The following is a 25352-nucleotide window of genomic DNA, read 5'->3' on the forward strand; positions in this document are numbered from 1 at the left end:
CAGGAGGAGTGCGGATGAGGTTTGTGGCTGGCAAAGTCGCGGTTTTCAGGTGGATGCTGCCCTTGGCCATCGCAATGGCGTTGATGGGAGGCATATACCTGGCCGTCCGCTGGTCGGCGCAGCAATCGGACGCTGTGGCGGTGAAGCGGCAGCAACACCTCGTCGAGCTTGTCATCTCCAAGATGCAAGGCAGCATCGCCCATGATCAGGAGAGCGTCACCGTCTGGGATGACGCCGTCAGAAAAGTTTCGCAGGAATGGGATTCGCGGTGGGTTGATTCCAACCTGGGCAGCTGGATGAACAGCTATTTCCGACACGACGGCGCATTCGTGATCAGTCCGGACCGTAAACCGTTATACGCCTTTCTTGCCGGCCGGACTGACGAAGCTTTCAGCAACATAGAACCCGAAGCAATGCCGCTAATCGCCAAGCTGCAAGAGAGGCTCGCAGCAGGCGACGAGGAAGGAACGAGCGAGCAGGTGCTGTCCATCGGCGAGAGCGATCTCGTACGCATCGGGGGCCGCCCGGCGATTATCAGCGTGAAGCCGATCGTGTCGGACACCGGTGATATCGTTCAGGAGCCCGGCAGGGAATTTCTGCACTTGGCCGTCCGCTTTCTCGACGGCGATCTCCTGACCCATCTCGGTGAGGATTATGGTTTCGAGGACCTGCGCTTTTCTGTTTTGCCGGAACTCGGTCGGCAGCGGTCCTATGCTCCTATCGTTTCATCGTCCGGAGAAACGATAGGGTATTTCTCCTGGCTCCCGTTCAGGCCCGGTGCCGATGTGATGAAGGCCACGGCGCCGGTGCTTCTGGTCGCCGGCGCCCTCCTCTTTGCCCTCACCAGCGCGCTCAGTATCGTATTGCGGAGGCGGTCGAGACGTCTGCAGGAAAGCCAGGCGGAGCTCAACCATCTGGCGCGTCACGATCCGTTGACGGGCCTCGCCAACCGTGCGTCTTTCAACGGTCTGCTGGCGCGCGTCGTCGCTACGTCGACAATCGATCAAGCCAACGCTCTCCTGTACCTCGATCTCGACCGCTTCAAGCAAGTGAACGACACACTCGGCCATCCTGTTGGCGATCGGCTGATGGTCGAGGTCGCGAAACGGCTTAAGGAAACCGCTGCTGGTGCCGCCATTTCCAGAATTGGTGGCGATGAGTTTACCATCATCGTCGAACGCACCCGCCAGGATCAGGTGGAGAAGCTCTGTGACTCGCTGATCGCTTCGATCCGCCGGCCTTTCGAGATAGACGGACAGCCGATTCTCATCGGACTTTCGATAGGTGTGGCCGTCGCGACCGGGAATGGCGCCGACCCCGTCGAGATCACGCGGAAGGCCGATATCGCGCTTTACCACGCCAAGTCGGCCGGGCGGAACCGATACGCAGTGTTTGGCCCTCACATGGACGAACTGATCAGGACGAAGCGGGATCTGGAACAGGATCTGCGAGCGGCCCTGGATGCCGGCAATCAGCTCGAGGTCTTCTACCAGCCCGTATATTCGGCGCAGTCCCATGAGATAAGCTCGCTGGAAGCTCTTATTCGCTGGCGGCATCCGAGCAAGGGCAACATAGCACCGGATGCCTTCGTTTCGCTTGCGGAGACTGCCGGCCTCATCGATCGGCTCGGCGCTTTCGTGCTGAAGGAAGCCTGTTCTACGGCGCGCGAATTTCCGGGCCTCGACATCGCAGTGAACGTCTCCGCGGTCGAGCTTGGACAACGGCATTATGCCGCCCAGGTTCTCTCACTGCTGCGGCAGTTCGGGGTCGAGCCGTCGAGACTGGAGCTCGAGATCACCGAAACGGCTCTCCTCGACGAAGCCGGCGTCTGCGAAAAAAACATCACGGCGCTACGCGAGTTCGGCGTCAAGTTCGCACTTGACGATTTCGGTACGGGCTTCTCCTCATTTGGGCGGCTGCAGCGCCTGGAGGTCGACCGGATCAAGATCGATCGCTCTTTCGTCCACGCCTTCGACCGGCCCGGTGGCGGCGTGGCGGTCGTGCAGTCCATCGTCGGTGTCGCACATGCGAAAGGCCTGCGCATCACCGCCGAAGGCGTGGAGACCGAGGAGCAGAGCGAAATCCTGCGCAAGCTTGGCTGCGACGAATTGCAGGGCTTTCATTTGTCCAGACCGATGCCGAAGAGTTCACTTCGTCAGCTTCTTGGGACAGACAAGGCTCAAGGAACCTCCTTCTAGAGCACTTCCAGGAAAAGTGTGTAACGGTTTTCCGTCCGGAAGTGCGTTGGACCAACGGGTTAGAGCATTTCAACGTTTCCATAAAACAGTGAAATGCTCAGCTAACGGCGGTCCGAGCGTCTGCACAGGGACGGAGACGCTCTTGCCGCAAACCGGGCCGCAGTCCGGTGGAGCCTCAACCGCGCCGCGCCGCCTCGATTGCAGCGACGTCTATTTTTTTCATGTCCATCATCGCCTCGAACGCTCGCTTTGCTTCGTCGCCGCCGGCCGCCATCGCGTCGGTCAGCACGCGCGGAGTGATCTGCCAGGAAATTCCCCATTTGTCCTTGCACCAGCCGCAGGCGCTTTCCTTCCCGCCATTGCCGACGATGGCATTCCAATAGCGATCGGTCTCTTCCTGATCGTCGGTGGCGATCTGGAAGGAGAAAGCCTCGTTGTGCTTGAATGCGGGCCCCCCGTTGAGGCCGATACAGGGAATGCCCGCAACGGTGAAGTCGACCGTCAGCACGTCGCCCTCTTTGCCCGCGGGGTAGTCACCGGGTGCGCGGTGCACGGCACGCACCGCGCTGTCAGGAAAGATCTCACAGTAGAAACGAGCGGCAGCCTCGGCGTCCTTATCGTACCATAGGCAAATCGTATTCTTCGCCATTGCGTGGTCCTTTCGCTTGGAAACATTCGGATTTGGGCCGCAAGCGGCCGACATTGGGAAATCACCTGCCCGGCCGCCAGTGAACGTAGAGCTACCTCACGGAAGAGGCTCCCATTATGCGCTTCGAAAGTCGCACGGGATCACCAAGTATTCAATGCGCCCGCAAGAAAAGCCGGGCACATCGGCCTCGCAACGCTGCAGCGTCTTCACACAGCGCCGATGGCGCGGCGTTGTGAGTGGCCGGTCGGTGGGCTTGGCCCTTCCCATGCACGTCTTACACCGGACGACGCTGCTGAGCTCAGGACTTCGTCTTGCAAATCGCTCGCGCGTTCAACAGACCCCAGCCGAAGACAGGATCCTTTCCCGGTTCTCCGAGATCTTCGGCGTGTCCGGTCAGCCTGTCGCGGAGCAATTCCGGAGCGAGGTCCGCTTCAGATGCTTTCATCATCGCCACCGCCGCGGTCACGAATGGGGCGGCGAAAGAGGTTCCCGTCTTCGGACGCGCGCCGCTGACCGAAGCTGCTGTCCAGACCGCCACGCCAGGGGCGGCGAAGTCGATATGCTCCCCGCGTCCGGCGCGCCGGTAGGGCCGTTTGCGCCTGTCGGTCGCGGTGACGGCAATGACCTCTTCATAGGCAGCCGGATAGACGGGCTTGGCTCTCGGACCGTCATTGCCCGCGGCGGCGACCATGATGATTCCGCGCTCCCCCGCCTTTTTGACCGCCTGTTCGAGCAGGAGATTGGGCGGGCCGGCAAGGCTGAGATTGATCACCTGAACCTGACGCCCAACGAGGAGGTCGAGTGCGCGCGCCAGATCGAAGGCGGCGGAGCGGTCGTCTTGCCGCCCCGCCCGGTGAAACGCGTCCACGGCGATGAGCTTTCCACCCGGTATCAAGCCCGGCGTGCGGCTCGTGGCTGAGCCCACGAGCAAAGCCGCGACCGCCGTGCCGTGCTGCCTGCCGGACTCCGGCAGTTCTTCGTCGACGAGGCGGACGATCTCTACGTTGCGAGCCTCGAATGCGATGTGATCGGGGTTGATCGCCGTATCGACAAGGCCGATACGCACGCCGGCCGCGCAAGTGCCAGGCCAGGTTTGAGCCGAGGGCCAGCCGATCACGTCGCGTGCCAGGCAGTCGCTTTCGACGCACGGGGCATCGGGATGCTGTTCCGGCCGGAAATAATGGTTGAAGTCGATCACCGCTTGAGGCGCCAGGGCGCGGGCCTGCTGCCGAGCGGCTTCCAGTGTCAGGCCTTGGGGAATGCGAAGCTTGATCACCTCGGCGTTGAAGGAAGCCATCGTGTTCCGTTCGAGGAGCTCGAAGCCTGCGGCCGCCAACCCGCCGAGTTCCGTCGAACTGAAACCCAGCCCGACGATCTCATCGGGCGCTCGTATCGGTGCGGCCGGTGCGGCTGCGCGCGAGCGCCGCGGGGCGGTCCGACGTGGCAGGAACTCTCGGAATGGAAACAGGCTCTTGCCGCCACTCCATCCGGCGCCGGCGCCGTAGGAGCCGGAGCGGCCGGAACCGCGCGAGCCGCGGTTGCCGTCATTCCCACCGTCATCGTCGTCGTCATCGTCGGCCAGGGCAAGACCGGTTCCGAGCACGTCACGCACGATCATGTTCCCGGGAGCCAGGACGTCGCCGGATAAGAGTGCGATTGCAGCAATGGGCGCGAGCAGCGCCAGTTTCGACGTGGTCAGCATCTGAAAACCTCAATCGGCTAGGTCAGGCGGATAGGAGGATAGCGCATTCCTTGGACGGTGAGACCGCTACCTGTAGATTGTGTCAGAACGGCTGAGTCGTCGGTCTATTCCCTCTTCTAGCCAATTACGGAGTTTCGGGACATGAGCAGTGCGGTGAAGGATGTCGGCGAACGCCTCATGGCGTTCCTGCCCAATCTGCGCCGCTTCGCCATCTCGCTTTGCGGCTCGCGTGATGTCGCCGATGATCTTGTGCAGGCGGCCTGCGAGCGGGCACTGGCCAGTGCCGAGCGCTTCGAGCCGGGCACGCGCTTCGACGCTTGGATATTCCGCATCCTGCGCAATCTCTGGATCGACCAGGTGCGCCGGCAGAAGACCGCAGGCGTGCAGGACGATATCACCGAGCGTCATGACATCGCCGGTTCATCCGGCGAGCGTGAAGCCGAAGCGCGGCTGACCCTCAAAACCGTCGCGGAGGCGATCACCGAATTGCCGGACGAGCAGCGGGAGGTGGTTCTTCTTGTCTGCGTCGAGGAGCTATCCTATCGCGAAGCGGCCGATGTGATGGGCATTCCCATAGGCACGGTTATGAGCCGACTGGCGAGGGCACGTAAGAGTTTGGCCGAGGCTGCCGGAATAACACAGTCGACCGGACGTTCTCAGTCAATAAAGGGCACAAACGAATGACAGGAACGGACTTCTCCGACGAGACACTGATGCGGTTCGCCGACGGCGAGCTCGACGCCGGGACGATCGCCGAAGTAGAACGAGCGATGGAATCGGATGACGAGCTGGTCGCGCGTGTGGCGCTCTTCATCGAAACGCGCCACGCTGCCAAGACCGCTATGGAGCCGCTGCTCGATGAGCCGGTACCTTCCGGCCTTAAGCGTGCGGTCGAAAGAATGGTGACGGAGAAGACGTCGCCACCTCCTGTATCGGGCGCGGGCATCCTGCCTTTCCCACGCCGCGTTGCGAACGAATCTAACAGAAGGCGATGGCTCGCTCCCGTCGCTGCCTCGCTGGCGGCTGTCGTTGCGGGATTCGGCGGATATTGGCTGCGGGGAAGTGTCGAGGCACCGATCGAAGGTGGCTTGCGCGTTGCCGCCATAGGCAGTCCTGCGCTTGATGAGGCGCTCGCCACGGTCGCCGCAGGCGAGGAACGGCGGCTGCCGGGTTCCAAGCAACGCTTCCGGGCGATTGCGACATTCCGTGACAATGCGCAGGCGCTGTGCCGCGAGTTCGAGCTGGACTCGGCCGATGGCTCAACAGTGGTTTCGGTTGCCTGCCGCACCGGGGCCGAGTGGCGTGTGACCTTCGCCGTCATCGCACCCGTGGCGAGCGGCGGCTATGCTCCTGCATCTTCCATGGAAACGCTCGACGCCTATCTGACAGCGATCGATGCAGGGGCGCCGCTCGAGGCGGCGGAAGAGGCTAGAGCTCTCGGCGAACTCCGAGGTGCGCAACGGTGAGTGCATCAAAAATCGCGGTCATGGAATAGAGGCGCGCACCGCCCGTTACTCCTGCGGACCGAAGAAGCGGTCCGGTTTTCATAAGGAGTAGATGAGATGACAAAGAACTGGACGAACAAGGCAATCGCCGCCGGCTTGGCGGCACTCGTGGGCTCTGCCGCCGAAGCAAGGGAATATACCTCCTCATTTCCCGGCGTGGATCGCGCTTCGACGCAAACCGCCCAGACGACCGGCCGGACCGACGGCGAGATCATAGTCGCCGGCAACAGCTCATCCAATTCGAGTTCCAACTCCTCGAGCAATTCGAGTTCCAATTCCTCGAGCAATTCGAGTTCCAACTCGTCGTCCAACAGTTCCTCGAATTCGAGCTCCAATTCATCCTCGAACAGCTCGTCGAACTCATCCTCCAACCGTTCGTCCAATTCGAGCTCGAACCGGTCCGACCGGGAGTACCGTCCGGGCAAGCTCTGGCACACAGGGCGCTGAGGTTGCGGGAAAGCTGACGGTGCGACAAGAGCGGGGGCCGGATATTCCGGCCCCCGCCTTTTTTACCGGACCTTTCAAAGCGTTTTAGGATCTCGTTGAAAACGGTGAAACGCTCTAACCTTTGAAGCTGCGCACTCCGGACGGCAAACCGTTACACACGTGTTCTGGAAGTGCCCTAGCGAGCGGCGCGCGCGGACTTGCGATACCAGCCCTCTGCGGCGATGGTGTTTCGGTGGACCGTCTCGCGCTCAACAGCTTCCGCGCGGGTTTCGGCGCGGATTTCCGCTGTGACTGCCGCATCGGCACGGCGGAAGGGTATCACCTGCACAAGCGGCGTTCCCTTTTCGACGACGTGAAGGCCATCCGGTGCCGTCGCGAAGAACGGAAAATGGATGTGAGCGCTATAGCTGTCCGTATCGACAATCCCGGCCACGCATTCAAAAGGCTGTCCCGGGCGGTTTAGCGGCGGCAGAAACAGGCAACTCCATCCGGGCGGTGTGCGGATCGACCAGAAATTGTGAAACTTGCAGGGCGGGGAGGGCTCTTTCGGATTTCCCGCCACCTGATGGGCGCCGTGGTTGCTGACCATTACCCGGTCGAACTCCCAGCCGGCCTCGACGTTGCGGCCGTCATCCTTGATGTCAAGGCGCACCGTCGCGGCGATCGGCAGGATCCAGCCGGTGGTCATGGCATCGAGAAAGGGCATGCAGCGTTTGACGGTCAGACCGTTGTTGATTGCCGACTGGTGCCCTTTGTCGACCGCCGGCAGCCGGCGGAACCAATCAGGCAGAACCGATTTGGCCGGTACCGGCCGCGCGATGACGCCGTCGTCTTCCGGATGGCAGACAAACTGAATGACCCGCGGATCTTTCTTTAGGAAACTTAACATCCCGCTTCTCCCGTTGAATGACCCGGGAGTAACGGAACGGCGAGGCTTCTATTCCGTCGGCGAAAGAATGAGCAGAAACTCGATGTGTCGATACTGTCGGTTCCTGTCATCGCCCTATATAGTTCCGAGAAAACAGAGTGCGATCGCTCCTAAGGAGAAAGCGCCACGTCCAAGCGGAGTTCGCCGGTGAGCGTAGCCTTCATCAAGGAAGAAAGTGCCGAAACGGCCTCGGAAACACTGCTGCCTGACCGGCCTGTCTCACCCCATCCGAACCTTGTCACGGCAAAGGGATTGAAGGCTCTGGAATTGCGCCTCCAACAGGCTCGCGAAGCCTACGAGGCCGCAAGCACCATCGAGGACGTGAATGAACGGCGGCGGCAGGCGGCGGGCCCCTTGCGTGATCTGCGCTATTTCGCGGAAAGAGTTCGGACGGCTCAACTCGTCTCCGATCCGGCTTCGTTCGATGTGGTCGCATTCGGAAGCACGGTCACCTTCAGCCGTGATGACGGGCGGGTACAGAAATATCGGATCGTCGGAGAGGATGAAGCCGATCCCAAGGCCGGTTCGATCTCCTACGTGTCCCCCGTGGCAAGGGTTCTTATGGGCAAATCTGTCGGGGACATCGCGAGTGTCGGCGATCAGGAGCTCGAAGTGCTCGCCATCGCGTAGAGCGGGGTGAGGAAGGTGTGTGCGGTTTTCCGCCCGGAAGAGCGTTGGATCAAATGGTTAGAGCATTTCAGTGTTTCTATGAAACCATGAAATGCTCTAACCGATCAGAAGCAATCTCTCGGCGTGCGCGCAATGCCTACGCGCGCGCCTCGGCTGCTGCATAAAGACGCGCATATGTTTCGCGAAGCACGTTCTTCTGAACCTTGCCCATCGTATTGCGCGGCAGGTCGTCCACGAAGATCACCCGTTTCGGTTGCTTGTAGCGCGCCAGCCGGCCTTCCAGACCATCGAGAATGGCGCGCTCGTCGATCGTCGCACCCGGCTTCCGGACGACCACGGCCGTGACGCCTTCGCCGAAGTCCGGATGCGGCACGCCGATGACTGCCGTTTCCACGACCCCCGGCATTTGGTCGATCTCGGTTTCGACTTCCTTGGGATAGATGTTGTATCCGCCGGAAATCACGAGATCCTTGCCTCGCCCGACGATATGGACATAGCCCCGCTCGTCGATCTTGCCGAGGTCGCCGGTGATGAAGAAGCCGTCGGCGCGGAACTCCGCCTGCGTCTTTTCGGGCATGCGCCAATAGCCCTTGAACACGTTCGGGCCCTTCACCTCGATCATTCCCGTCTCGCCTTTCGGGAGTGGCCTGCCGCTCTCCGGATCGGCAATACGAAGCGAAACCCCCGGCAATGGGAAGCCGACGGTTCCGGCGATGCGCTCGCCGTCATAGGGGTTGGAGGTGTTCATATTGGTTTCGGTCATGCCGTAGCGCTCTAGAATGGCATGTCCGGTCATCTGGGCGAAAGTCCTGTGGGTCTCGGCAAGCAGCGGAGCCGAGCCAGACACGAAAAGCCGCATCCCGGCGGTTGCCTCGCGCGTCAGCCCCGGATTCTGAACGAGACGCACATAGAAGGTCGGAACACCCATCATTGCGGTTGCTTGCGGCATCAGACGCAGGACTTCGTTGGCGTCGAATTTCGGCAGGAAAAACATCGAGGCGCCGGCCAGAAGAACGACGTTCGATGCAACGAAGAGGCCATGCGTGTGGAAGATCGGCAGCGCGTGGATCAGCCTGTCGTCGGCCGTGAAGCGCCAATGGTCGCGAAGCGTGGCGGCGTTCGAGAGGAGGTTGTCATGCGTCAGCATCGCGCCCTTGGACCGCCCGGTCGTGCCCGACGTGTAGAGGATGGCGGCGAGGTCATCCGGACCGCGGCCGGCGTCGCGGAAATCCGGCGCATTGCCTCGGGCAAGGTCGATCAGCGAGCCGCCACCTTTCTCGTCGAGCGTCTCGACCTTGGCGCCGTGATCGGCGGCAAGCTTCGAGATCCCCTCCTTTGCAGCCGGCGCGCAGATGATGAGCCGAGGCTCGGCATCTGCGAAGAAATAGTCGAGTTCGGCAAGCGTATAGGCCGTGTTGAGGGGAAGATAGACCGCGCCCGCGCGCAGGCAGGCGAGATAAAGCATCAGCGCCTCGGGGCTCTTCTCCACCTGCACCGCCACCCGATCGCCCGGCCGCACACCGAGGCTCTCGAGCCCGGAAGCGATGCGGCCCGAATGCTCCAGCATGTCGCCATAGGTCCAGCGGCCGCCGTCGGCCGTCAGGATGAAGGCGGCGTCGGGGCGCGCTGCCCGGCGTATGGCGTCGAACAGATGGTTGCTCATGAAGTGAACTCCTTGTTGCCTTTCCTTCCTGGTGCGTCGGCTGATCGGACGTCCGGGGGAAAGGCGTCCGGACCTGGAACGAGGCTGCGTGAACTCCTGTCGGCCGGCACCAGCCGGCGGATGGCGGGTGCGGCGACGACCTCGCCGCGGGTCGCAAAGACCTCGTGGTTAGTCTCGATGTCATCGAGCTTGTAGAGATAGTTGACCATCAGCCCGTGGGCCTGGCGCATCGCCCGTTCGGACCGGTCGCCCAGGAAATTGATGCGTTCGAGCCGTGCGCCATTGCCGAGATGGAACCGGGCGACGGGATCGACGGTCTTGCCGTTGCGATTGCGAGCCCTGAGGAAGTACCAGGCGGCCGCAGCCGTCAGGCTTGGCTGGATGGCCGCCGCGGTCTCCGGCTGATCGGCCCAATCAGGCTCATCGAGCACCGCGAGCCTGCTGCGGTCGGCGGCGGACAGGGCGTTGGACGTTTCGGCCCGGCGTTCGCGCGACAACCAATCGGCAAAGCCCGGCACCGGCGACAGCGTCACGAAGGTGTCGAGGCGAGGGAGGTCGCGCCGCAGATCCTCCACCACCTGTTTGATCAGGAAGTTGCCGAAGGAGATGCCCCTGAGGCCTTCCTGGCAGTTCGAAATGGAATAGAAGACGGCTGTCGTCGCGTCGGTAGCGCGGATCGGCGCACGGTCCTCCTGCAGCAGCTCCGCGATATTGGAAGGCATTTCGCGTGTCAGCGCCACTTCGACGAAGATCAGCGGATCGTCGACCAGTTGCGGATGGAAGAAGGCGAAGCAGCGTCGGTCCTCCGGCGCAAGCCGCCGGCGCAACTCGTCCCACCCGCCGATATGATGGACGGCCTCGTAACGAATGATCTTCTCCAGAATGTCGGCCGGCGTCGACCAGCTGATCGGCCGCAACACCAGGAAGCCCCGATTGAACCAGGATCCGAAGAGATGCGCGAAGTCCGTATCGACCGCCTCCAGATCGGGGTTTTGGGCTTTGAGTTCGAGGAGGTCCGCCCGCATGCGGACGAGGGTCGCGATGCCGTTCGGCGCAAGATTGAGCCTGCGGATCAATTCCTGGCGGCGAGGTTCTGCCGCCATGCTCATCTCGAGCAGCGCCTTCGGCGTCGGATCGGCGCGATAGGCGTCTATCGCCCGCTCCAGCCGTTCGATATCAGGGCCGAAACGAGACAGCAGCGCCAGCATGAAATCGCGCCGCTTGTCCTGATCGAAGCCTTGCCAGCGATCCAGAATGTTCTTGGCCAGCGCCATGCCCGACGCCTCGCCTCGGCTCGACAGCAGCGTGTCGCAGAGCGCTTCCATGGTGCCGACCGGATTGACATCGCCGTTCCGGGCCGGACCGAGCGACAGGAATCGCCGGCCGCGCTCGGCAATGCTCTGCAGCATGTCGCTGAAAAAGGACGTCGTGCTCATTGGACGGTTCCCAGCATCTGGTTCGGCAGCCACGTCGCGATGCCCGGAAAGACGCAGAGGAGAGTGATCGCCAGGAACATGACGAACACGTAAGGCAGGGACCCCCAGAGAATGTCCTTCGTCGGAATCTGCGGCGCAATGGCATTGATGACGAAAAGATTGAGCCCGATCGGAGGCGTGATCAGGCCGACCTCCATGTTGATCGTCAGCACGATCGCGAACCAGTAGGGGTCGAAACCCGCCTGGGTGACGATCGGGAAGAGCATCGGCGAGGTCATCACGATGACGGCGACGGGGGGCAGGAACATGCCGCAAATCAACAGAAAGACGTTGATGATCAGCATCAGCACCCAGCGGTTGACCTCCATGTCCGCAATCGCAGCCGCGACGGTCTGCGTGATGAACAGTGACGACAGCGCGAAGGCGAAGAGCTCGGCAGCCGCCATGATCATCATGATCATGACGCTTTCCTTCATCGCCGACCCGAAGATGCCGGCGACGGGCCGAAAGCGGAACAGCCGATAGGCGACGATCACGACGGCCAATGTCAGGAATGCGCCCGCACCGGCTGCTTCGGAAGGCGTGGCGATACCGCCATAGAGGACGTAGAGCGTGCCGGCGATGATCAGCAGGAACGGCAGGATGCGCGGAAGGCCGGCCAGCCGTTCCTTAATCGAGTAGCGAACCAGGCGTGCATCGAATTCGTAGCCCTTGCGTTTGCAATCGATGATCGCCCAGATCATGAACATGATCGTCAGCAGAATGCCGGGGACGATGCCCGCCATGAACAGCCGCCCGATGGAGGTCTCGGTCGCTATTCCGTAGACGATCAGCGTCACCGAAGGGGGAATGAGAATACCCAGCGTGCCGCCGGCGGCGATTGAGCCGCTTGCGACCGAAGTGGGATAGCCGCGCCGTATCATCTCCGGAATGCCCATCTTGCCGATCGCGGCGCAGGTCGCGGGCGATGAGCCCGTCATGCCGGAAAAGATGGCGCAAGCTCCGATATTGGACAGAATGAGGCCGCCCGGGATGCGGTTCAGCCATCGGTCGAGCGAGGTGTAGAGATCAGATCCCGCCGGCGAGGAGGCGACCGCCGCGCCCATAAGGACGAACATCGGGATCGACACATAGGCCAGATTGGCGATGCCTGAAAACATCGTATCGCCGAGCACGTAGAAAATGCCGGCGCCGCTTTGCATGTAGAGCGCTGCAAAGGCGGCAAGACCCAGGGCGAAGGCGATGGGCATTCCCGTTGCCAGCAGCACGAAAAGACACGCAACGATCATCAGTCCAGAGACGGTCGGGCTCACTGGATGATCTCCTGTGGATGGCGGTCGGCGCCTGGGGGCGAACCCGGTTCGGCCGCGCCGTGGCCTATGGCTGCCGGGACTGCCGGGGCGGTGAGGAGTGTCAGAATCTGCGCGACATATTGCAGGCACAGCATCGCGAAGCTGACGGGCAGGGCGGCGAGCGGTACCCAAAGCGGCGGCGCCCAGACGCTGGAGTGTTTCCAGTTCCCCTCCCACGCGTCGTGGAACTGAATCCATGTCGCAATCAGCATGACGACGCAGAACAACAATCCGAGCAGGCCCGCAAGAATGCGCAGGACGTAGCGCGTGCGGTCGCCGACCACCATTTCGACGACGTCGATGCCCACATGGCCGCCCTTGAGCAGGACGTATGGCGCGCCGAGAAACATGGCTGCGGTAGCGGAAAACACGACGAAGTCCGTCTGCCAGATCGTCGCCTGGCGAAAGACATAGCGCTGCATGATCATTTGGCAGACGACGAGCATCGCCGCAATGAGCAGGGCCGTCGCAATGGCCGCAAGGCCACGCGAAGCATTGCCGACAGCCTGTGAATAGGCCTTGAGCATCAGATCATCCCCGAGTTGCGCTGGAAGGGAACGGCGCGCCGGAGCACGCCGTTCTTCCGGTCCGCCTTATTTCACGGCGAGCGCCTTTTCGATCAGCTTGTCGCCGCCGGGAACGTTGGCGGCGAAGTTCTTGTAGGACGATGCCTTGGCGAGTTCGAGCCAGGCATCGTAATCCTCCTTCGACATCTCCACGACTTCGACGCCTGCCTTCTTGTAGGTGTCGATCATGACCTGATCGCCCTTGCGGATCTCTTCGTTGAAATAGGCTTCCGCTTTTTCCCCGGCAGCAAGGATCGCCTTCTGCTGCTCTTCCGTCAGGCCATCGAAGACGCGCTTCGACACCAGCACCGGCTCGTACATGAACCAGAGGGCGTTTTCTCCCGGCGCCGTGAGGCACTTGGCCTGTTCGAACAGGCGATAGGACACGAAACTCGCCGATGAGGTGTTAGCCGCATCCAGGACGCCGGTCTGCATGCCGGTGTAGATTTCCGAAGATGGCATGGATGAGATCGAAGCACCGGCTTCCACGAGCATCTCCTCGAAGGCCGGCCCGGCGGCGCGGATCACCTGTCCCTTGATCGTGTCGGGGGAGGTGATGCAATTCTTCTTGGAGGCGAAGGCGCCGGAGAGCCACGCATCGGCGATCACCAAGGCGCCGGCATCCTCGATGACCTTCTTGATGTCCCCCATGAACTCGGAATCGTTAAGCCGCATGGCGCGATCGAAATTTCCCACGAGGCCGGGCATCAGCGTCGCGGAGAATTCCGGGTGGCGGCCCGAAGCATAGTCCAAGGGGAACGAAGTCATATCGAGCAGGCCCCGTGTGACCGCATTCCACTGATCGTTCGGCTTGTAGAGCGACGACCCCGGGAACACCTGGATTTCGAGGCCGACATTGGCGGCGGCGACCTCGCGGGCGATCAGTTGCACCATCTCGTCGCGAATGTCGCCCTTTCCCCCCGGGAACTGGTGTGACGCCTTCAACACGGTCTGGGCACCCGCTGTGGAAGCGATCAAGCTGCAGATGGCCGCGACAGCGGAAGTCGTCAACTTCCGTCGAAAACTGCTCATTTCTTCCTCCCTGACATGCCGGCCTCCCGCCGGCTTGGTAGTAAGAGTGGATCCATCTTGCGTACCGTGTCAAGATTTTTGTATACAAGAGAGATGGTTGTTGCATACGGACCGGTCGGATAAGGAATGAGCGAGAACATTTTCTACAAGCTGCGGGACGATATCGAGAACGGCATCGTAACGGGCGAGTTCGAGCCGGGTGAACGTCTGGACGAGACGCAACTCGCCATGCGCTTCGGCGTATCCCGCACCCCGATCCGCGAAGCCTTGATGCAACTGAGCGCGATCGGGCTCGTCGAGATCAGACCCCGGCGCGGCGCCGTCGTCGTGGATCCGGCCCCGCAGCGCGTCTACGAAATGTTCGAGGTGATGGCTGAACTGGAAGGCATGGCCGGCGCTCTTGCCGCGCGACGGCATACCGAGGAAGACAGCGCGGCTCTGTTGGCCGCCCACGAGAAATGCCGGGAAGCGGTTCTCGGCGAGGAGACCGATCGCTACTATTACGAGAACGAGATTTTCCATCGCGCGATATACACGGCGAGCCATAGCGGCTTTCTGGAGGAGCAATGCACGACCCTGCATCGCCGCCTTCGCCCCTATCGCCGCCTGCAGCTCAGAGTTCGCAACCGCATGAAGGTCTCGTTCAGGGAACATGGAGAGATCGTCGAGGCCATTCTTTCCGGCAATGCGGATGGCGCGCGGGAGGGTTTGCGCAGCCATGTGGCGGTCCAAGGCGACCGCTTCGGCGACCTTGTCGCAAACCTATCGAACCGTGACCGGCGGAGCGGCCGGCTCGGATAGGAACCGGACGATGAGGGATTCCGATCCCAATACAGTACTTGAGAATACAGGCTGCGCGGGCCACTAAAAATTGCCGGTTTTATTTAAAATTCCTGGGTGTTTATTGTGGCTTGGGGGGATTCTTGGTTGACCTTGGGACAGGTTCTCGAAACACTCCCGGCGGTTACGGCCAACACGTAGCGTCACGAAAGTGCGACATTGTGCCGAGTGTCGTGGAGGAACACAGGAACCATGACAAGGTCAAGAGGCTCCCTTTTTGCGTTCTTCTGCTTCGTTGTGGCTCTGTGTACGGGCATTGGCGCCAGTCCCCCGGCCTTCGCCAACGGCGATTCGGTCGAAATCTCGTCGAATTTTTCGCGGTCGATCAAGGTTGCGAAGGGCAAGACGATCACGATCAGGGCCGTGCAGCGATTCGATGAGATCGTCATCGGGGATCCGGAGATTGCGACCGTAACCCCTCTGACCGATCGTTCCTTCTATATTCTCGGCAATGAACTGGGGTCGACGAGCCTCACCATTTTCGATGCGGAAAAGAATCCGGTCGGCATTATCGACATAGAGGTGACGCTCGATACGAAATTGCTGTCCTCGACGATCCGGCAGTCGGTGCCGGGCTCGAGCGTAAAGGTAACCTCGGCGAACGGAAGGATCGTTCTTTCCGGCTCTGCCACGGACGCGGTCGCAGCTTCCCAGGCGGAGCAGATAGCATCGCGCTTTGCCGGCGACGAGGAGGTCATCAATTCCATTAAGATCACGTCGTCCCAACAGGTACAGCTGAATGTCAGATTCGTGGAGATCAACCGCGACGTCGGCAAGGAGCTTGGAACCCAGATCAGTGCCGCCTATGCCTGGTCGAACGGGAGTGTCGAGTTCAACTCCTCCCCGCGCGCGACATCCAATAGGCCGGCCGGCTCGCTTATCGGCAGCCTCATCGGAGAGGGCTACTCGGTCGATGTGGCGATCGATGCGCTCGAAGACAGGGGTATGGCCCGGCGCCTCGCCGAGCCGAACCTGATAGCGCGTTCCGGTGAGACTTCGAGCTTTCTGGCCGGCGGCGAATTCCCCATCCCCATCTCGGAGCAGGACGGAACCATCACCGTCAGCTATAAGAAGTTCGGCGTCGGTCTGGATTTCACGCCGACCGTGCTCAGCGATGGCCTTATCTCCCTCGACATCGAGCCGGAGGTATCGGCGATCGACAACACCGCCTCCTACCGGGTGGGAAACATTGCGATCCCGGGCTTCTCCGTCCGCCGTGCCCGGACGTCGGTCGATCTCAAGAGCGGCCAGAGCTTCATGATCGCCGGCCTCCTGCAGAGCGAGAACAATCTCATCACCCAGCGCGTGCCGGGCCTCGGGCAACTTCCCATTCTCGGCGCGTTGTTTTCGTCCAAGGCTTACCAGCGCCGCGAGACCGATCTCGTGATCATCGTCACGCCTCATCTCGTCAAACCGATCGATCCCCTCAAAAAGGTCGCCAGCCCGTCGGATCGAACGAAACGGCCGACCGAAGCTGAATTCTTTCTCGGCAATATCGATGAAGTGGAGGTCAACGGCAGGGGCCGGTCTGCGTCGAGGCAGGCGCGTGTCGTCCGCGCACCGAGTTCCGGCCATTTTCTGGAGCTCCAATGATCCGCAGAAGCAGCAGGCCTAAAGGCTTTCACGGCTTTCTTTTTCTTGCGTCGATCCTGCTTTCCGGGTGCCAGAGCTACGAATTCGTCCGCAGCGAAACGATAGCCCTGTCCGCAGGCGATGCAATCGCGGCCAATAGCGCGATGCAGATGGTCGATCCGTGGCCGCCAAGGGTCAAGCAGACCAGCTTGGTCACGCCGGCCGACCTGGAACAATATAAGCCGCAGGACGCGGAGCAAAACGGGACGAACGGGGGAAATGGTGAGCCTTATCCGAACGACACCACGACGCAGTAGCAAGAGGGCGGCGATCAGCGAATGGAGATGACAATAGGCGAGTCCGGCCGGAGTGTGCTGGGCCGTCCGGGAGGAGAACGCCGGACCACGGAACTGGCCATGGCGATCGTCGCCGCTGTGCTTCTTTCGAGCTGTCAGACGTCGGAGGTGTTGTCGGGTGCCGAATTTGACCCGACATCCGCTCTGATGTCATCCGGAGACGTGAGCAAGTCCGATCTCGATCAGGGCAAGCTTCAATTCATGAACGGCAATTATGGGCTCGCCGAGAAGCACTTTCGAAAGGCGGTAGAGCTGCGGCAGGACAACGCCGAGGCGCTGATGGGATTGGCGGCCTGCTATGACCGCCTCGGCCGGTTCGATCTGGCGGACCGCGCCTATAGCCAATTGCTCAAGGTGGCCGGGCGCCAGCCACGCATCGTCAACAACATGGGCTACTCGCACTATCTCCGAGGCGAGAAGGCAAAAGCCCGCAAATTGCTGCTCGAAGCTCGTGCGGCATTACCGGGGGACGAGACGATCGAGGCCAATCTTGCCTTGTTGGACCGCAGTTGAGGGCATAGCGTCAGGCTCCCGCCGTCGGGCGATGTTGATCGGCTTCGCCTTCGCAGCTAGCTTCGACGGTCAGCAACTGGGTGACCGCCATGGCCAGTGACGTCCTTGCCCGTTCCTTCGGCAAAGAGGCATTCGGGCTCGACCCGCAGAATTACCACACGGCCCGGCCGCCCTATCCGGAGCTCGTCTGGGATGCGCTACGAAAGCGCGCAGGACTCCGAAGCGGTATTTCCATCCTCGAGATTGGAGCCGGAACCGGGCTGGCCACCGAACGCCTTCTTGACGATCGGCCCCAACGGCTTCTGGCTGTAGAGCCAGACAGGCGGCTAGCAAAGTTTCTTCGCGATCGATTGGACGAGGAAGAGCTCGAAGTGGTGGAAACTCCCTTCGAAAAATTGAAAGTTCCGGAAAAGAGTTTCGATCTCGTCGTCAGTGCGACGGCGTTTCACTGGATTGATGCCGTTCCCGGCCTGCGGCGCATACAGCGACTGCTGCGAGACGGCGGTAGCGTCGCTCTCATTTGGAACGTGTTCGGGGACGGTGTCAGGCCCGACCCATTTCATCGAGCAACGGCACACCTGTTCTCGGGCCATCGTACGAGCCCGTCCGGTGGCGGAACGACCCAGACGCCATACGGCCTCGATGTCGGAGCGCGACTGGCCGACTTGGAGGAGGCTGGATTTACGTCCGACGAGCCAGAGCTCATAGACTGGACCCTGTAGCTGGACCCGTCCGCTGTTCGACGCCTCTACGCGACCTACTCGAATGTCACGGCACTGCCGGAGGACGAGCGGGAAAGATTGCTCGGCGGACTGGAGAAAGTGGCCGAAACCGAGTTCGCAGGCGTTGTCACCAGAAACATGACCACGTCGGTTTACACGGGAAGACGAGAGTAACGGGGTGCAGGGGAGGGAGGATCAAACTCCCGGACCAGCCCTCACAAAGAGAGGGAGTGCTATGGCGTTGGATCGTGCCGACTTTTACGACGCAGAATTGGCGCGACACAATCGCCACCTGCGGGTTGCTGCCGACTTTGGCGCAGATGATCGGGTGCTCGATATCGGCTGCGGTGCAGGACAGACGACGCGCGAGGCCGCCCGCGCCGCGTCGCAAGGCGAAGCGATCGGTGTGGATATTTCCGCGGAGATGCTTGAGGAGGCAAGGCGACGGAGTGCCGCTGAGGGTCTGCGGAATGTGATGTTCGAGCAGGGCGACGCGCAATTTCACGGATTCCCGACCGGCAGTTTCGACCTTTGCATCAGCCGGTTTGGCGTGATGTTCTTTGCCGATCCGGCGGCGGCATTTGCCAATATCGGCCGGGCCATGCGCCCCGGCGCGCGCCTTGTGTGGATGGTATGGCAGAGCCGGGAGCGTAACGAGTGGTCGCGCGCCATCCGGCAAGCCCTGGCGCCGGCAATTGCGGTTTCCGCAGGTGCTGCCGACCCGTTTTCACTTGGCGATCCTCCGGTTGCCGCGGACCTTCTGAGATCGGCCGGCTTTACTTCGATCGACTTTGCGGACGTGCGAGAGCCGGTCTTCTATGGATCGGATGTCGATGCCGCGTTCGATGCACTCACCAGCCTTTATCTTGTGCAGGACGCTCTCGCGGCCGCAAATGAACCGCCGGACAAACCACTGCAGCGGCTGCGCGGCTTGCTTGAGGCGCATATGACCCCGAAGGGCGTATTTTTCGACTCTCGCGCGTGGATCATGACTGCCCGCCGGCCAGGCGGCGGAGGCTGACTACGCCAAGAAAGTCTGCGATCAGCAAGTGGTCTGCCAAGTGGACACTGTGTCGGTATCCGATGTCGGGAATGAGTGAGACGGCGAAGCGCGGTTGCCCGTTCCTTCGGCGATCTGGCGTGCCAAGATTTCGACCCCCCTGTACTATGAAAGAGACCACCGCTTCTTGACGTCTGCATTGTATAAGCTACAACTTGTCCTTGCGGCGTGACCACCTCTCCTCCTGAAGCGGGATGATCGTCATGTGTCAAAAATCCTCTGGATCGCAGCAGTCGACGCAATGTAAGGCTGCCGTGCATGCGGCGTCCCGTCCTGCAGCGTTGTTCCTTCTTGCGCATCCCGTTTTCACCTTGCTGCGCTCTGGCAGAGAAATGCTTGCGGCGGCTCTCGTGCTCGGACTTTGCGCGACCGCCAGCGCCGATGACGTGCTTTTCGAAAACGTCCACATCTTCGACGGAAAAAGTGCTGCTCTTTCGGCGCCGTCGAATGTTCTGGTCCAAGGCAATGTTATCGCGGAGATTTCGGTAAGCCCCATCGAAGCCGAAGGCGCTGAGCGCATTGCCGGCAACGGGCGAACGCTAATGCCGGGCCTGATCGATGCGCACTGGCATGCGATGTTGGCTGCTTCCACCCCGGCAGAGGCAATGGGCGACGTCAGCTTCGCCAGCATCGTGGCCGGCGATGAGGCGACGGATACGCTGATGCGCGGCTTCACCACCGTTCGCGACGTGGGCGGGCCGGCGTTCGGCCTCAAGCGGGCCATAGACCGGGGCATCATCCCCGGACCGCGCATCTATCCGTCCGGTGCCATGATCACGGTGACCAGCGGGCATGGCGATTTCCGCCAGCTCACCGACCTGCCAAGGAGGACGGGCGGCCTGCTCACCCCGATGGAGACGAGCGGGGGTGCCATGGTCGTGGACAGCCCCGACGAGGTGCGTCTGCGCGTCCGCGAGCAGTTCATGCAAGGCGCCGTTCTGATCAAGCTGACGGCGGGCGGCGGGGTGTCTTCACCCTTCAGCCCGCTCGACGTCACCACCTTTACCGAGCCGGAATTGCGGGCCGCCGTGGAAATCGCCGAGAATTGGGGCAGCTACGTCGCCGCGCACGCCTTCACCCCTGATGCGATCCGGAAGGCTATCGCTGCTGGTGTGAAGTGCATCGAACACGGCTTCCTCATGGATGAGGCCACTGCCAAGCTGATCGCCGAAAAGGACATTTGGCTGAGCTTGCAGCCACTTCCGGAATTGATGAGGACAGGCCTTCGCGAGGGTTCGGTCGAGCGTGCCAAGGCCGATGAGGTGTGGCCGGGTATCGGCAGGACGTACGAACTGGCAAAGAAATACAAGATCAAGACCGCGTGGGGCACGGATGTCCTGTTCTCCCGTGCACTGGCGAGGCAACAAGGAGCAATTCTTGCCTCACTCGTGCGTTGGTACACGCCTTCCGAAGCGCTCGTTATGGCAACGGGGACCAATGCCGAACTGCTGGCGCTGTCGGGCCAGCGCAACCCCTATCCGGGAAAGCTCGGCGTGATCGAGGAAGGCGCGCTCGCGGACCTCCTGCTCGTCGAAGGCAATCCGCTGGAGAATATCGACCTGGTGGCCGATCCCGCCAACAGCTTCAAGATCATCATGAAGGACGGCATGATCTACAAAAACACACTCGCCCAGTGAGCAACGACGGCCTGATGGCACCACCGAAGACTGCTGTCGTCGCATGCTACTGATGGACTGAGCAGATCGTCTGAGAGGTAGGTGCATGCCCGCCGCAAGAATGAAGATAATCTACACTACCCAAATTCTGATAGCGACTCTGCTCCTCCTCGCAATGCTCTCGATGGCAAGTTCGATATTTGCCCCAGTAGCTTTTGCGCTATTTATCATCGCGCTTGTGTGGCCGACGCAGTGCCGCTTGCAGGCTATGCTCCCTCGCCACTTGGCGCTCATCATCAGCTTCCTCTTGGTCGTGCTCGCCATCGTCGCGTTCGGCTGGCTCATAGCCTGGGCATTCGGGCATGTCGGCCGGTGGTTCATCGCGGATGCAGCGCGTTTTCAGCAGCTCTACGATCAGGTTCGCCTGTGGCTCGAGGAACACGGCGTAGCGGTTGGCATGCTCTGGTCAGAGAACTTCAGCGTTGGCTGGATCGTGCGTACTGTACAGGCCGTAAGCGGCCGGCTTAACAGCACCTTGAGTTTCTGGCTGATCGCGCTCGTCTATGTCCTGCTCGGGCTGATGGAGGTGGAGGCTTTCGGGCGCAGGCTCGAGGCCATGCGAAACCGGACGGGCAGTACATGGTTTCTTCGTGGCAGCCAACAAACCGCTATGAAGATTCGCCGCTACATGATGATCAGGACCGTGATGAGTGTCGTCACCGGGCTTCTGGTTTGGATTTTCACCCGCGCTGTCGGGCTGTCTCTCGCCGAGGAATGGGGCTTTATCGCGTTCGCTCTCAACTACATCCCCTTTCTTGGGCCGCTTGTGTCCACCCTGTTCCCGACGCTCTTTGCTCTTATCCAGTTCGGGACTGTGGAGACCGTCTTGATTGTCTTTACGGGCTTGAACCTCATTCAGTTCGTTGTGGGCAGTTATATCGAGCCACGAGCCTCAGGCAGCGCGCTGTCAATGTCCCCTGTCATGGTCCTGTTTTCCGTTTTCTTGTGGGGTTACTTATGGGGGATCTTCGGCGCCTTCATCGGCGTGCCGATAACGATCGCGTTGCTGACCTTCTGCAACCAGCATCCGTCCAGCAAGTGGCTTTCAGAATTGTTCGGTCTGGAGATCGCAACCGACGCTTCGACGCCCAGCGGATAATGCGGTCGTCATCGTCGGCCATGCTATGTGGGTCAAGCGATTACGATCGCGCCGATACCGTCCCGGCAGTCAGGTGGGTGGCGATGCCTGATTGTTTCCAGTTTTGTCCGGCCGGGGGAAAAATGCAAATCTCAGCCAAGCCACGCCATGCGCCAGAAAATCGATCCCCAGCAAGAGTGCAAGGAGCCAAAGGCCCGTCTTCGGGAACTCGGCCAGGACGACAAGTCCCGCGCCGGCCCCGAACGCTCCCGACAGCATCATAGGCCATCCTGCCTCACGCCAGTGGCTAATGCTGAGCAAGATCCTGACGGCGCCCGAGAGGATGAACAGCAGGCCGACCGTGTAGGTTTGCAGCAAGTCTTGTGTGCGCCCTGAGCGGGCCACCATGTTCGTGAGGACTTCCATCACGCCCGAGCCGGCGACGTCGGTTAGCATTAAGCCGAGGGCGATATATAAAAATCCGAGCAGCGTTTGCCATGACAGGCCACCCCATCGTCTCGCCCAGAAGGCATATACGATTTCGAACACGCCAACCAAGATGGCGGCGGTTCCGACGAAGGCCGGAGTGACGACTGGTGCAAACGCCACATCCCCCAGGACGACCAGTCCCGCCAGAAGCATTACGCCGCCAAGGACGACCCGAACAGAAGGCGGGGGGCCGCTCGGGTCGCCACCTGCATTGACCGGCATGGTGTCGTAAGATGCCATGGCTTCCTCGTGACTCCGGCTGCTCGTTGCAAACACTATGCTCCGAGAAGCGGTGCGATCGTCGGCAAATCTTCAAAGACGTCGGCGCATCGATCCGCGGGCGGATTGACCGTCTGTACGGACCTTGCGCCTGCAGTGCCGGGCGGCAGATCGCACTATCGCCGTTCATTTCGGCGAAGGACGTGGCCCGCGATGAAAGCTATACCGATGAGCAGAAGGACTACTCCTGCCAATCCAATTCCGAACGAGCCATATCGGTAGCCGGACGCCGCGAGGAGGAAACCAATAATGATACTCGCGAAGCCGATTAGCTTCATTTTCATCAGGTTGAAGTTTTCGCCGTATCCTGCCATGTGAGTATCCAATTTCTGCGCGTCCGGTTCAGTCGTCACCAGCGCGAACGGCGTCTAAGCGGCGCTCGCTTTCTGCAAGGCGTCCCGCAGCAGTTGCTCCTTGCTTTCATCCAGTGAGGTTTTCAGGATGGTGCCGCCAAATGGCGATATGTCCTTCCGAACCTTGTCCTCAGTCATCTCCTTCACCAGCACGAACAGTGCCGCATTGCCGGGCTGAAGACCTCTGGCAAGTTCCTTCATGAAATCGTCGTTGATGCCCACATCGCTCAGCGCGCCCCCGATTGCTCCGGAGGCCGCACCTACGGCCACCCCGATCAGCGGGTTGAGGAACAGCACACCGACGAGCAGACCCCAGAAGCTTCCTGAAGCGGCACCAGCCGCAGTGAGGTTCATCAGTTGATTCAACTTGACCTTGCCTGCGTCAGTCTTTGTCGCGATCACGGCGTCGCCCAATGTGAGCAAGTATTCTTTCTGCAGTCCAATCAGGCGCTGTCGGACTTCTTCGGCTTTGTCTTCACTGGGATAAATAATGGCAATCAGGCTGGACATGACTAACTCCCATTTACGTTAGTTGCGAAGCTTAGCGGCAACCTGGCGCGCACCCTGAATGCCCAATGGTGCCGGTCGCGCAGGCGTTCACGGCCTTCCGGGAATAAGGTTGCAGGGCGCGCCAGGCGGCAGGTTTCATCGGCACCTTGCGATGATGATTGTCCCGTCGGGCTGTCTGTATCTGCAGTTGCCACGGTTGTAGGACGGAGTCGTTGCAGTTCCGACCGCGGCCCCGACCAGAGCTCCGCCAGCCGCACCGGCGACGGTGCTCGTTGTGTTCCCTCCAATCAACTGGCCCGCCACCGCGCCTGTTCCGGCGCCTATCAGAGCTCCGCCCAGGCCGCGTTGGTTCTGTTCGGTGGCGCACCCACCGGCAAGCGCGGCCACAACCGCAAGCGTGAGAGGGAGTATCGTCCTTCGGGTCATGGCATTTCTCCTTGTGCGAGAGCGCCAATCTCTGGAAAATCGGGCTGAGAGATCAGACGATTCTCAGGGCAGGGCTAGAGGCGCTCCGGGCCAGCGACCGCCGATCTTGGTCAGTAATCCACCGCATCACGGGTAATTGGGCAGGTCATGCAATGGCCACCGCCGCGTCCGCGACCGAGTTCGGCGCCCGTAATGGTGATCACTTCAATGCCGGCTCTGCGTAGAAGCGTATTGGTGTAGGTGTTGCGGTCGTAGGCCAGCACCACGCCGGGCGAGAGGCAGACGAGATTTGCGCCGCTGTCCCATTGCGTCCGTTCGCGCACATAGGCGTTCCCGCCGGTCTCGACCACGCGCATTTCCTTGAGACCCAGGGCGTCCCGCACCGTTTCGACAAACGAGCCACGATCCCTGTGGAGCTCGACGGAGCCCGGCTTCTCACCCGGTCTGTAGGAGAATGCCTCGATTTCGTTGACAATGTCGGGGTAGATAAGCACGCAGTCGCGGTCGGCGAAGGTGAAGACCGTGTCCAGGTGCATAGCCGCACGTAATTTTGGCATTGCGGCGACGATCACGCGCTGCGCGGCGCCTTTTTCGAACAGGGTTGCGGCGAGCTGGCTGATCGCCTGCCGCGACGTTCGCTCGCTCATGCCGATCAACACGTTACCTTTACCGATCGGCATGACGTCGCCGCCCTCGAGTGTGGCGAGCCCCCAGTCCAGGGTCGGGTCGCCCCACCAGACATTGACCTTGCCGGCGAAATCCGGATGGAACTTATAGATCGCAGTGGCGAGAATAGTCTCTTCGTGACGCGCCGGCCAGTAGAGCGGGTTGAGGGTCACTCCGCCGTAGATCCAGCAGGTGGTATCACGCGTATAGAGCGTGTTAGGCAGCGGGGGAAGGAGATACTCTGCGACTCCAGCAGCGTCCCGGATCAAATCCAACATTTCGCCGCCAATAGCCTCGGGGAATTCATGGGTCGAAAGTCCGCCTATCAGGGTTTCCGCAAGCTCCCGGTCGGGCAGCCCTTCGAGGTAGCTGCGGATCTCGTCAACGAGCTCAAGCCCGACCTGGTTGGGCACGACCTGGTTATCGAGTATCCACTTCCTGGCTTCGGGAAGTGCCACGGTCTGGGCCAGCAGGTTGTGCATCTCGACAACGTCGACGCCGCGGTCTCGCAACTTGGTCATGAAGTCGAAATGATCGCGCCGGGCGTTGTCGACCCAGAGGACGTCGTCAAACAGGAGGGCGTCACAATTGCTCGGCGTGAGCCGTTGATGAGCACGCCCCGGCGCGCAGACCATGACCTTGCGTAACTGGCCGACCTCGGAATGCACGCCGAAAGTGTGCTGGGTCGAGCTTTCAGAAGACAT

Annotated in this window: 24 protein-coding genes and 1 pseudogene; 12 read left to right on the plus strand and 13 right to left on the minus strand. The window is 61.2% G+C overall.

All coding sequences use genetic code 11. The features are described from left to right. Positions 1-14: 14 nt before the first annotated feature. Complete coding sequence (locus tag CN933_RS18590; protein WP_102762053.1) at positions 15-2198, plus strand: putative bifunctional diguanylate cyclase/phosphodiesterase; 2184 nt, start codon at positions 15-17, stop codon at positions 2196-2198. Positions 2199-2373: 175 nt separating this feature from the next. On the opposite strand, the gene CN933_RS18595 is transcribed toward CN933_RS18590, so the two are convergent. Beyond that, the gene (locus CN933_RS18595; protein ID WP_102762054.1) at positions 2374-2847 is read right to left on the minus strand and encodes a VOC family protein; all 474 of its coding nucleotides are present in this window, start codon (positions 2845-2847) and stop codon (positions 2374-2376) included. 298 nt (positions 2848-3145) lie between these two features. Continuing rightward, entirely contained in the window at positions 3146-4549 is a 1404-nt protein-coding gene (locus tag CN933_RS18600) for a S8 family serine peptidase (RefSeq protein ID WP_102762055.1), read from the minus strand. Between the two features lie 141 nt (positions 4550-4690). Between CN933_RS18600 and CN933_RS18605 the strand changes: the two genes are divergently transcribed. Both CN933_RS18605 and CN933_RS18610 read left to right on the plus strand, forming a co-directional pair. Next, positions 4691-5233 (plus strand): RNA polymerase sigma factor, encoded by a 543-nt coding sequence (locus CN933_RS18605; RefSeq protein WP_102762056.1) that lies wholly within the window; start codon positions 4691-4693, stop codon positions 5231-5233. Continuing rightward, positions 5230-6015 (plus strand): anti-sigma factor family protein, encoded by a 786-nt coding sequence (locus CN933_RS18610; protein WP_102762057.1) that lies wholly within the window; start codon positions 5230-5232, stop codon positions 6013-6015. Before CN933_RS18605 ends, CN933_RS18610 begins: the two co-directional genes overlap by 4 nt. A gap of 5 nt (positions 6016-6020) precedes the next feature. Here the strand turns inward: CN933_RS18610 and CN933_RS18615 are convergent, their stop codons facing one another. Together CN933_RS18615 and CN933_RS18620 are read right to left on the minus strand one after the other, a co-directional pair. Next, positions 6021-6437 carry a hypothetical protein gene (locus CN933_RS18615; RefSeq protein ID WP_026168757.1) on the minus strand — a complete coding sequence of 139 codons (417 nt, stop codon included), beginning with the start codon at positions 6435-6437 and terminating at the stop codon, positions 6021-6023. A 239-nt stretch (positions 6438-6676) separates the two neighbouring features. After that, a complete protein-coding gene (locus CN933_RS18620; protein ID WP_102762058.1) occupies positions 6677-7390 on the minus strand; it encodes a DUF6065 family protein in 714 nt (237 codons plus the stop codon). Between the two features lie 186 nt (positions 7391-7576). On the opposite strand from CN933_RS18620, the gene greA reads away from it, so the two are divergent. After that, positions 7577-8059 (plus strand): transcription elongation factor GreA, encoded by a 483-nt coding sequence (gene greA, locus CN933_RS18625; RefSeq protein WP_102762059.1) that lies wholly within the window; start codon positions 7577-7579, stop codon positions 8057-8059. A 136-nt stretch (positions 8060-8195) separates the two neighbouring features. Here greA and CN933_RS18630 read toward each other — a convergent pair whose 3' ends face one another. The 5 genes from CN933_RS18630 to CN933_RS18650 form a co-directional block, all read right to left on the minus strand. Next, positions 8196-9722: a malonate--CoA ligase gene (locus CN933_RS18630; RefSeq protein ID WP_102762060.1), complete on the minus strand. Its 1527-nt coding sequence runs from the start codon at positions 9720-9722 to the stop codon at positions 8196-8198. Then, a complete protein-coding gene (locus CN933_RS18635; RefSeq protein ID WP_102762061.1) occupies positions 9719-11158 on the minus strand; it encodes a malonyl-CoA decarboxylase in 1440 nt (479 codons plus the stop codon). The genes CN933_RS18630 and CN933_RS18635 overlap by 4 nt, the downstream gene beginning before the upstream one ends. Further along, positions 11155-12471: a TRAP transporter large permease gene (locus CN933_RS18640; RefSeq protein ID WP_018096469.1), complete on the minus strand. Its 1317-nt coding sequence runs from the start codon at positions 12469-12471 to the stop codon at positions 11155-11157. The genes CN933_RS18635 and CN933_RS18640 overlap by 4 nt, the downstream gene beginning before the upstream one ends. Next, positions 12468-13037 (minus strand): TRAP transporter small permease subunit, encoded by a 570-nt coding sequence (locus CN933_RS18645; RefSeq protein ID WP_018096468.1) that lies wholly within the window; start codon positions 13035-13037, stop codon positions 12468-12470. The genes CN933_RS18640 and CN933_RS18645 overlap by 4 nt, the downstream gene beginning before the upstream one ends. Before the next feature lie 66 nt (positions 13038-13103). Continuing rightward, positions 13104-14108 (minus strand): TRAP transporter substrate-binding protein, encoded by a 1005-nt coding sequence (locus CN933_RS18650; protein WP_102762062.1) that lies wholly within the window; start codon positions 14106-14108, stop codon positions 13104-13106. Positions 14109-14234: 126 nt separating this feature from the next. Here CN933_RS18650 and CN933_RS18655 point away from each other — a divergent pair, with 126 nt between their 5' ends. From CN933_RS18655 to CN933_RS18690, 8 genes and pseudogenes are all read left to right on the plus strand, one after another. After that, the gene (locus CN933_RS18655; protein ID WP_018096466.1) at positions 14235-14909 is read left to right on the plus strand and encodes a GntR family transcriptional regulator; all 675 of its coding nucleotides are present in this window, start codon (positions 14235-14237) and stop codon (positions 14907-14909) included. 231 nt (positions 14910-15140) lie between these two features. Beyond that, positions 15141-16541, plus strand: coding sequence for a type II and III secretion system protein family protein (locus tag CN933_RS18660; RefSeq protein ID WP_102762063.1), 1401 nt, complete (start codon positions 15141-15143; stop codon positions 16539-16541). Next, positions 16538-16837, plus strand: a complete 300-nt coding sequence (locus CN933_RS18665) for a hypothetical protein (RefSeq protein ID WP_102762064.1) — start codon at positions 16538-16540, stop codon at positions 16835-16837. Before CN933_RS18660 ends, CN933_RS18665 begins: the two co-directional genes overlap by 4 nt. 21 nt (positions 16838-16858) lie before the next feature. Continuing rightward, entirely contained in the window at positions 16859-17389 is a 531-nt protein-coding gene (locus CN933_RS18670; protein ID WP_018096463.1) for a tetratricopeptide repeat protein, read from the plus strand. A gap of 89 nt (positions 17390-17478) precedes the next feature. Beyond that, positions 17479-18285: pseudogene (locus CN933_RS18675) on the plus strand (class I SAM-dependent methyltransferase). Between the two features lie 61 nt (positions 18286-18346). Further along, a complete protein-coding gene (locus CN933_RS18680) occupies positions 18347-19132 on the plus strand; it encodes a class I SAM-dependent methyltransferase (protein ID WP_102762065.1) in 786 nt (261 codons plus the stop codon). A 371-nt stretch (positions 19133-19503) separates the two neighbouring features. Further along, the gene (locus tag CN933_RS18685) at positions 19504-20808 is read left to right on the plus strand and encodes a metal-dependent hydrolase family protein (protein ID WP_102762066.1); all 1305 of its coding nucleotides are present in this window, start codon (positions 19504-19506) and stop codon (positions 20806-20808) included. 85 nt (positions 20809-20893) lie between these two features. Beyond that, complete coding sequence (locus CN933_RS18690; RefSeq protein WP_102762067.1) at positions 20894-21946, plus strand: AI-2E family transporter; 1053 nt, start codon at positions 20894-20896, stop codon at positions 21944-21946. A 69-nt stretch (positions 21947-22015) separates the two neighbouring features. Here CN933_RS18690 and CN933_RS18695 read toward each other — a convergent pair whose 3' ends face one another. The 4 genes from CN933_RS18695 to arcA all read right to left on the minus strand — a co-directional run bounded on the left by CN933_RS18695 (position 22016) and on the right by arcA (position 25352). Beyond that, positions 22016-22654: an HdeD family acid-resistance protein gene (locus CN933_RS18695; RefSeq protein WP_102762069.1), complete on the minus strand. Its 639-nt coding sequence runs from the start codon at positions 22652-22654 to the stop codon at positions 22016-22018. 407 nt (positions 22655-23061) lie between these two features. Continuing rightward, entirely contained in the window at positions 23062-23556 is a 495-nt protein-coding gene (locus CN933_RS18705) for a DUF1269 domain-containing protein (RefSeq protein WP_102762070.1), read from the minus strand. Positions 23557-23691: 135 nt separating this feature from the next. Further along, on the minus strand, positions 23692-23982 hold the full coding sequence (locus CN933_RS18710; RefSeq protein ID WP_102762072.1) for a YMGG-like glycine zipper-containing protein: 291 nt from the start codon (positions 23980-23982) through the stop codon (positions 23692-23694). A 110-nt stretch (positions 23983-24092) separates the two neighbouring features. After that, positions 24093-25352 (minus strand): arginine deiminase, encoded by a 1260-nt coding sequence (gene arcA / locus CN933_RS18715; protein ID WP_102762074.1) that lies wholly within the window; start codon positions 25350-25352, stop codon positions 24093-24095.

The organism is Sinorhizobium sp. M4_45 (assembly GCF_002885915.1).
GTDB lineage: Bacteria > Pseudomonadota > Alphaproteobacteria > Rhizobiales > Rhizobiaceae > Sinorhizobium > Sinorhizobium meliloti_A.

Excerpts from the sequence above, each read along its gene's own strand:
- CN933_RS18590 (WP_102762053.1), top strand. The coding sequence starts at position 15 with ATGAGGTTTGTGGCTGGCAAAGTCGCGGTTTTCAGGTGGATGCTGCCC.
- CN933_RS18595 (WP_102762054.1), bottom strand. The coding sequence starts at position 2,847 with ATGGCGAAGAATACGATTTGCCTATGGTACGATAAGGACGCCGAGGCT.
- CN933_RS18600 (WP_102762055.1), bottom strand. The coding sequence starts at position 4,549 with ATGCTGACCACGTCGAAACTGGCGCTGCTCGCGCCCATTGCTGCAATC.
- CN933_RS18605 (WP_102762056.1), top strand. The coding sequence starts at position 4,691 with ATGAGCAGTGCGGTGAAGGATGTCGGCGAACGCCTCATGGCGTTCCTG.
- CN933_RS18610 (WP_102762057.1), top strand. The coding sequence starts at position 5,230 with ATGACAGGAACGGACTTCTCCGACGAGACACTGATGCGGTTCGCCGAC.
- CN933_RS18620 (WP_102762058.1), bottom strand. The coding sequence starts at position 7,390 with ATGTTAAGTTTCCTAAAGAAAGATCCGCGGGTCATTCAGTTTGTCTGC.
- CN933_RS18630 (WP_102762060.1), bottom strand. The coding sequence starts at position 9,722 with ATGAGCAACCATCTGTTCGACGCCATACGCCGGGCAGCGCGCCCCGAC.
- CN933_RS18635 (WP_102762061.1), bottom strand. The coding sequence starts at position 11,158 with ATGAGCACGACGTCCTTTTTCAGCGACATGCTGCAGAGCATTGCCGAG.
- CN933_RS18645 (WP_018096468.1), bottom strand. The coding sequence starts at position 13,037 with ATGCTCAAGGCCTATTCACAGGCTGTCGGCAATGCTTCGCGTGGCCTT.
- CN933_RS18650 (WP_102762062.1), bottom strand. The coding sequence starts at position 14,108 with ATGAGCAGTTTTCGACGGAAGTTGACGACTTCCGCTGTCGCGGCCATC.
- CN933_RS18655 (WP_018096466.1), top strand. The coding sequence starts at position 14,235 with ATGAGCGAGAACATTTTCTACAAGCTGCGGGACGATATCGAGAACGGC.
- CN933_RS18660 (WP_102762063.1), top strand. The coding sequence starts at position 15,141 with ATGACAAGGTCAAGAGGCTCCCTTTTTGCGTTCTTCTGCTTCGTTGTG.
- CN933_RS18665 (WP_102762064.1), top strand. The coding sequence starts at position 16,538 with ATGATCCGCAGAAGCAGCAGGCCTAAAGGCTTTCACGGCTTTCTTTTT.
- CN933_RS18670 (WP_018096463.1), top strand. The coding sequence starts at position 16,859 with ATGGAGATGACAATAGGCGAGTCCGGCCGGAGTGTGCTGGGCCGTCCG.
- CN933_RS18680 (WP_102762065.1), top strand. The coding sequence starts at position 18,347 with ATGGCGTTGGATCGTGCCGACTTTTACGACGCAGAATTGGCGCGACAC.
- CN933_RS18685 (WP_102762066.1), top strand. The coding sequence starts at position 19,504 with ATGCTTGCGGCGGCTCTCGTGCTCGGACTTTGCGCGACCGCCAGCGCC.
- CN933_RS18690 (WP_102762067.1), top strand. The coding sequence starts at position 20,894 with ATGCCCGCCGCAAGAATGAAGATAATCTACACTACCCAAATTCTGATA.
- CN933_RS18695 (WP_102762069.1), bottom strand. The coding sequence starts at position 22,654 with ATGGCATCTTACGACACCATGCCGGTCAATGCAGGTGGCGACCCGAGC.
- CN933_RS18705 (WP_102762070.1), bottom strand. The coding sequence starts at position 23,556 with ATGTCCAGCCTGATTGCCATTATTTATCCCAGTGAAGACAAAGCCGAA.
- CN933_RS18710 (WP_102762072.1), bottom strand. The coding sequence starts at position 23,982 with ATGACCCGAAGGACGATACTCCCTCTCACGCTTGCGGTTGTGGCCGCG.
- arcA (WP_102762074.1), bottom strand. The coding sequence starts at position 25,352 with ATGTCTTCTGAAAGCTCGACCCAGCACACTTTCGGCGTGCATTCCGAG.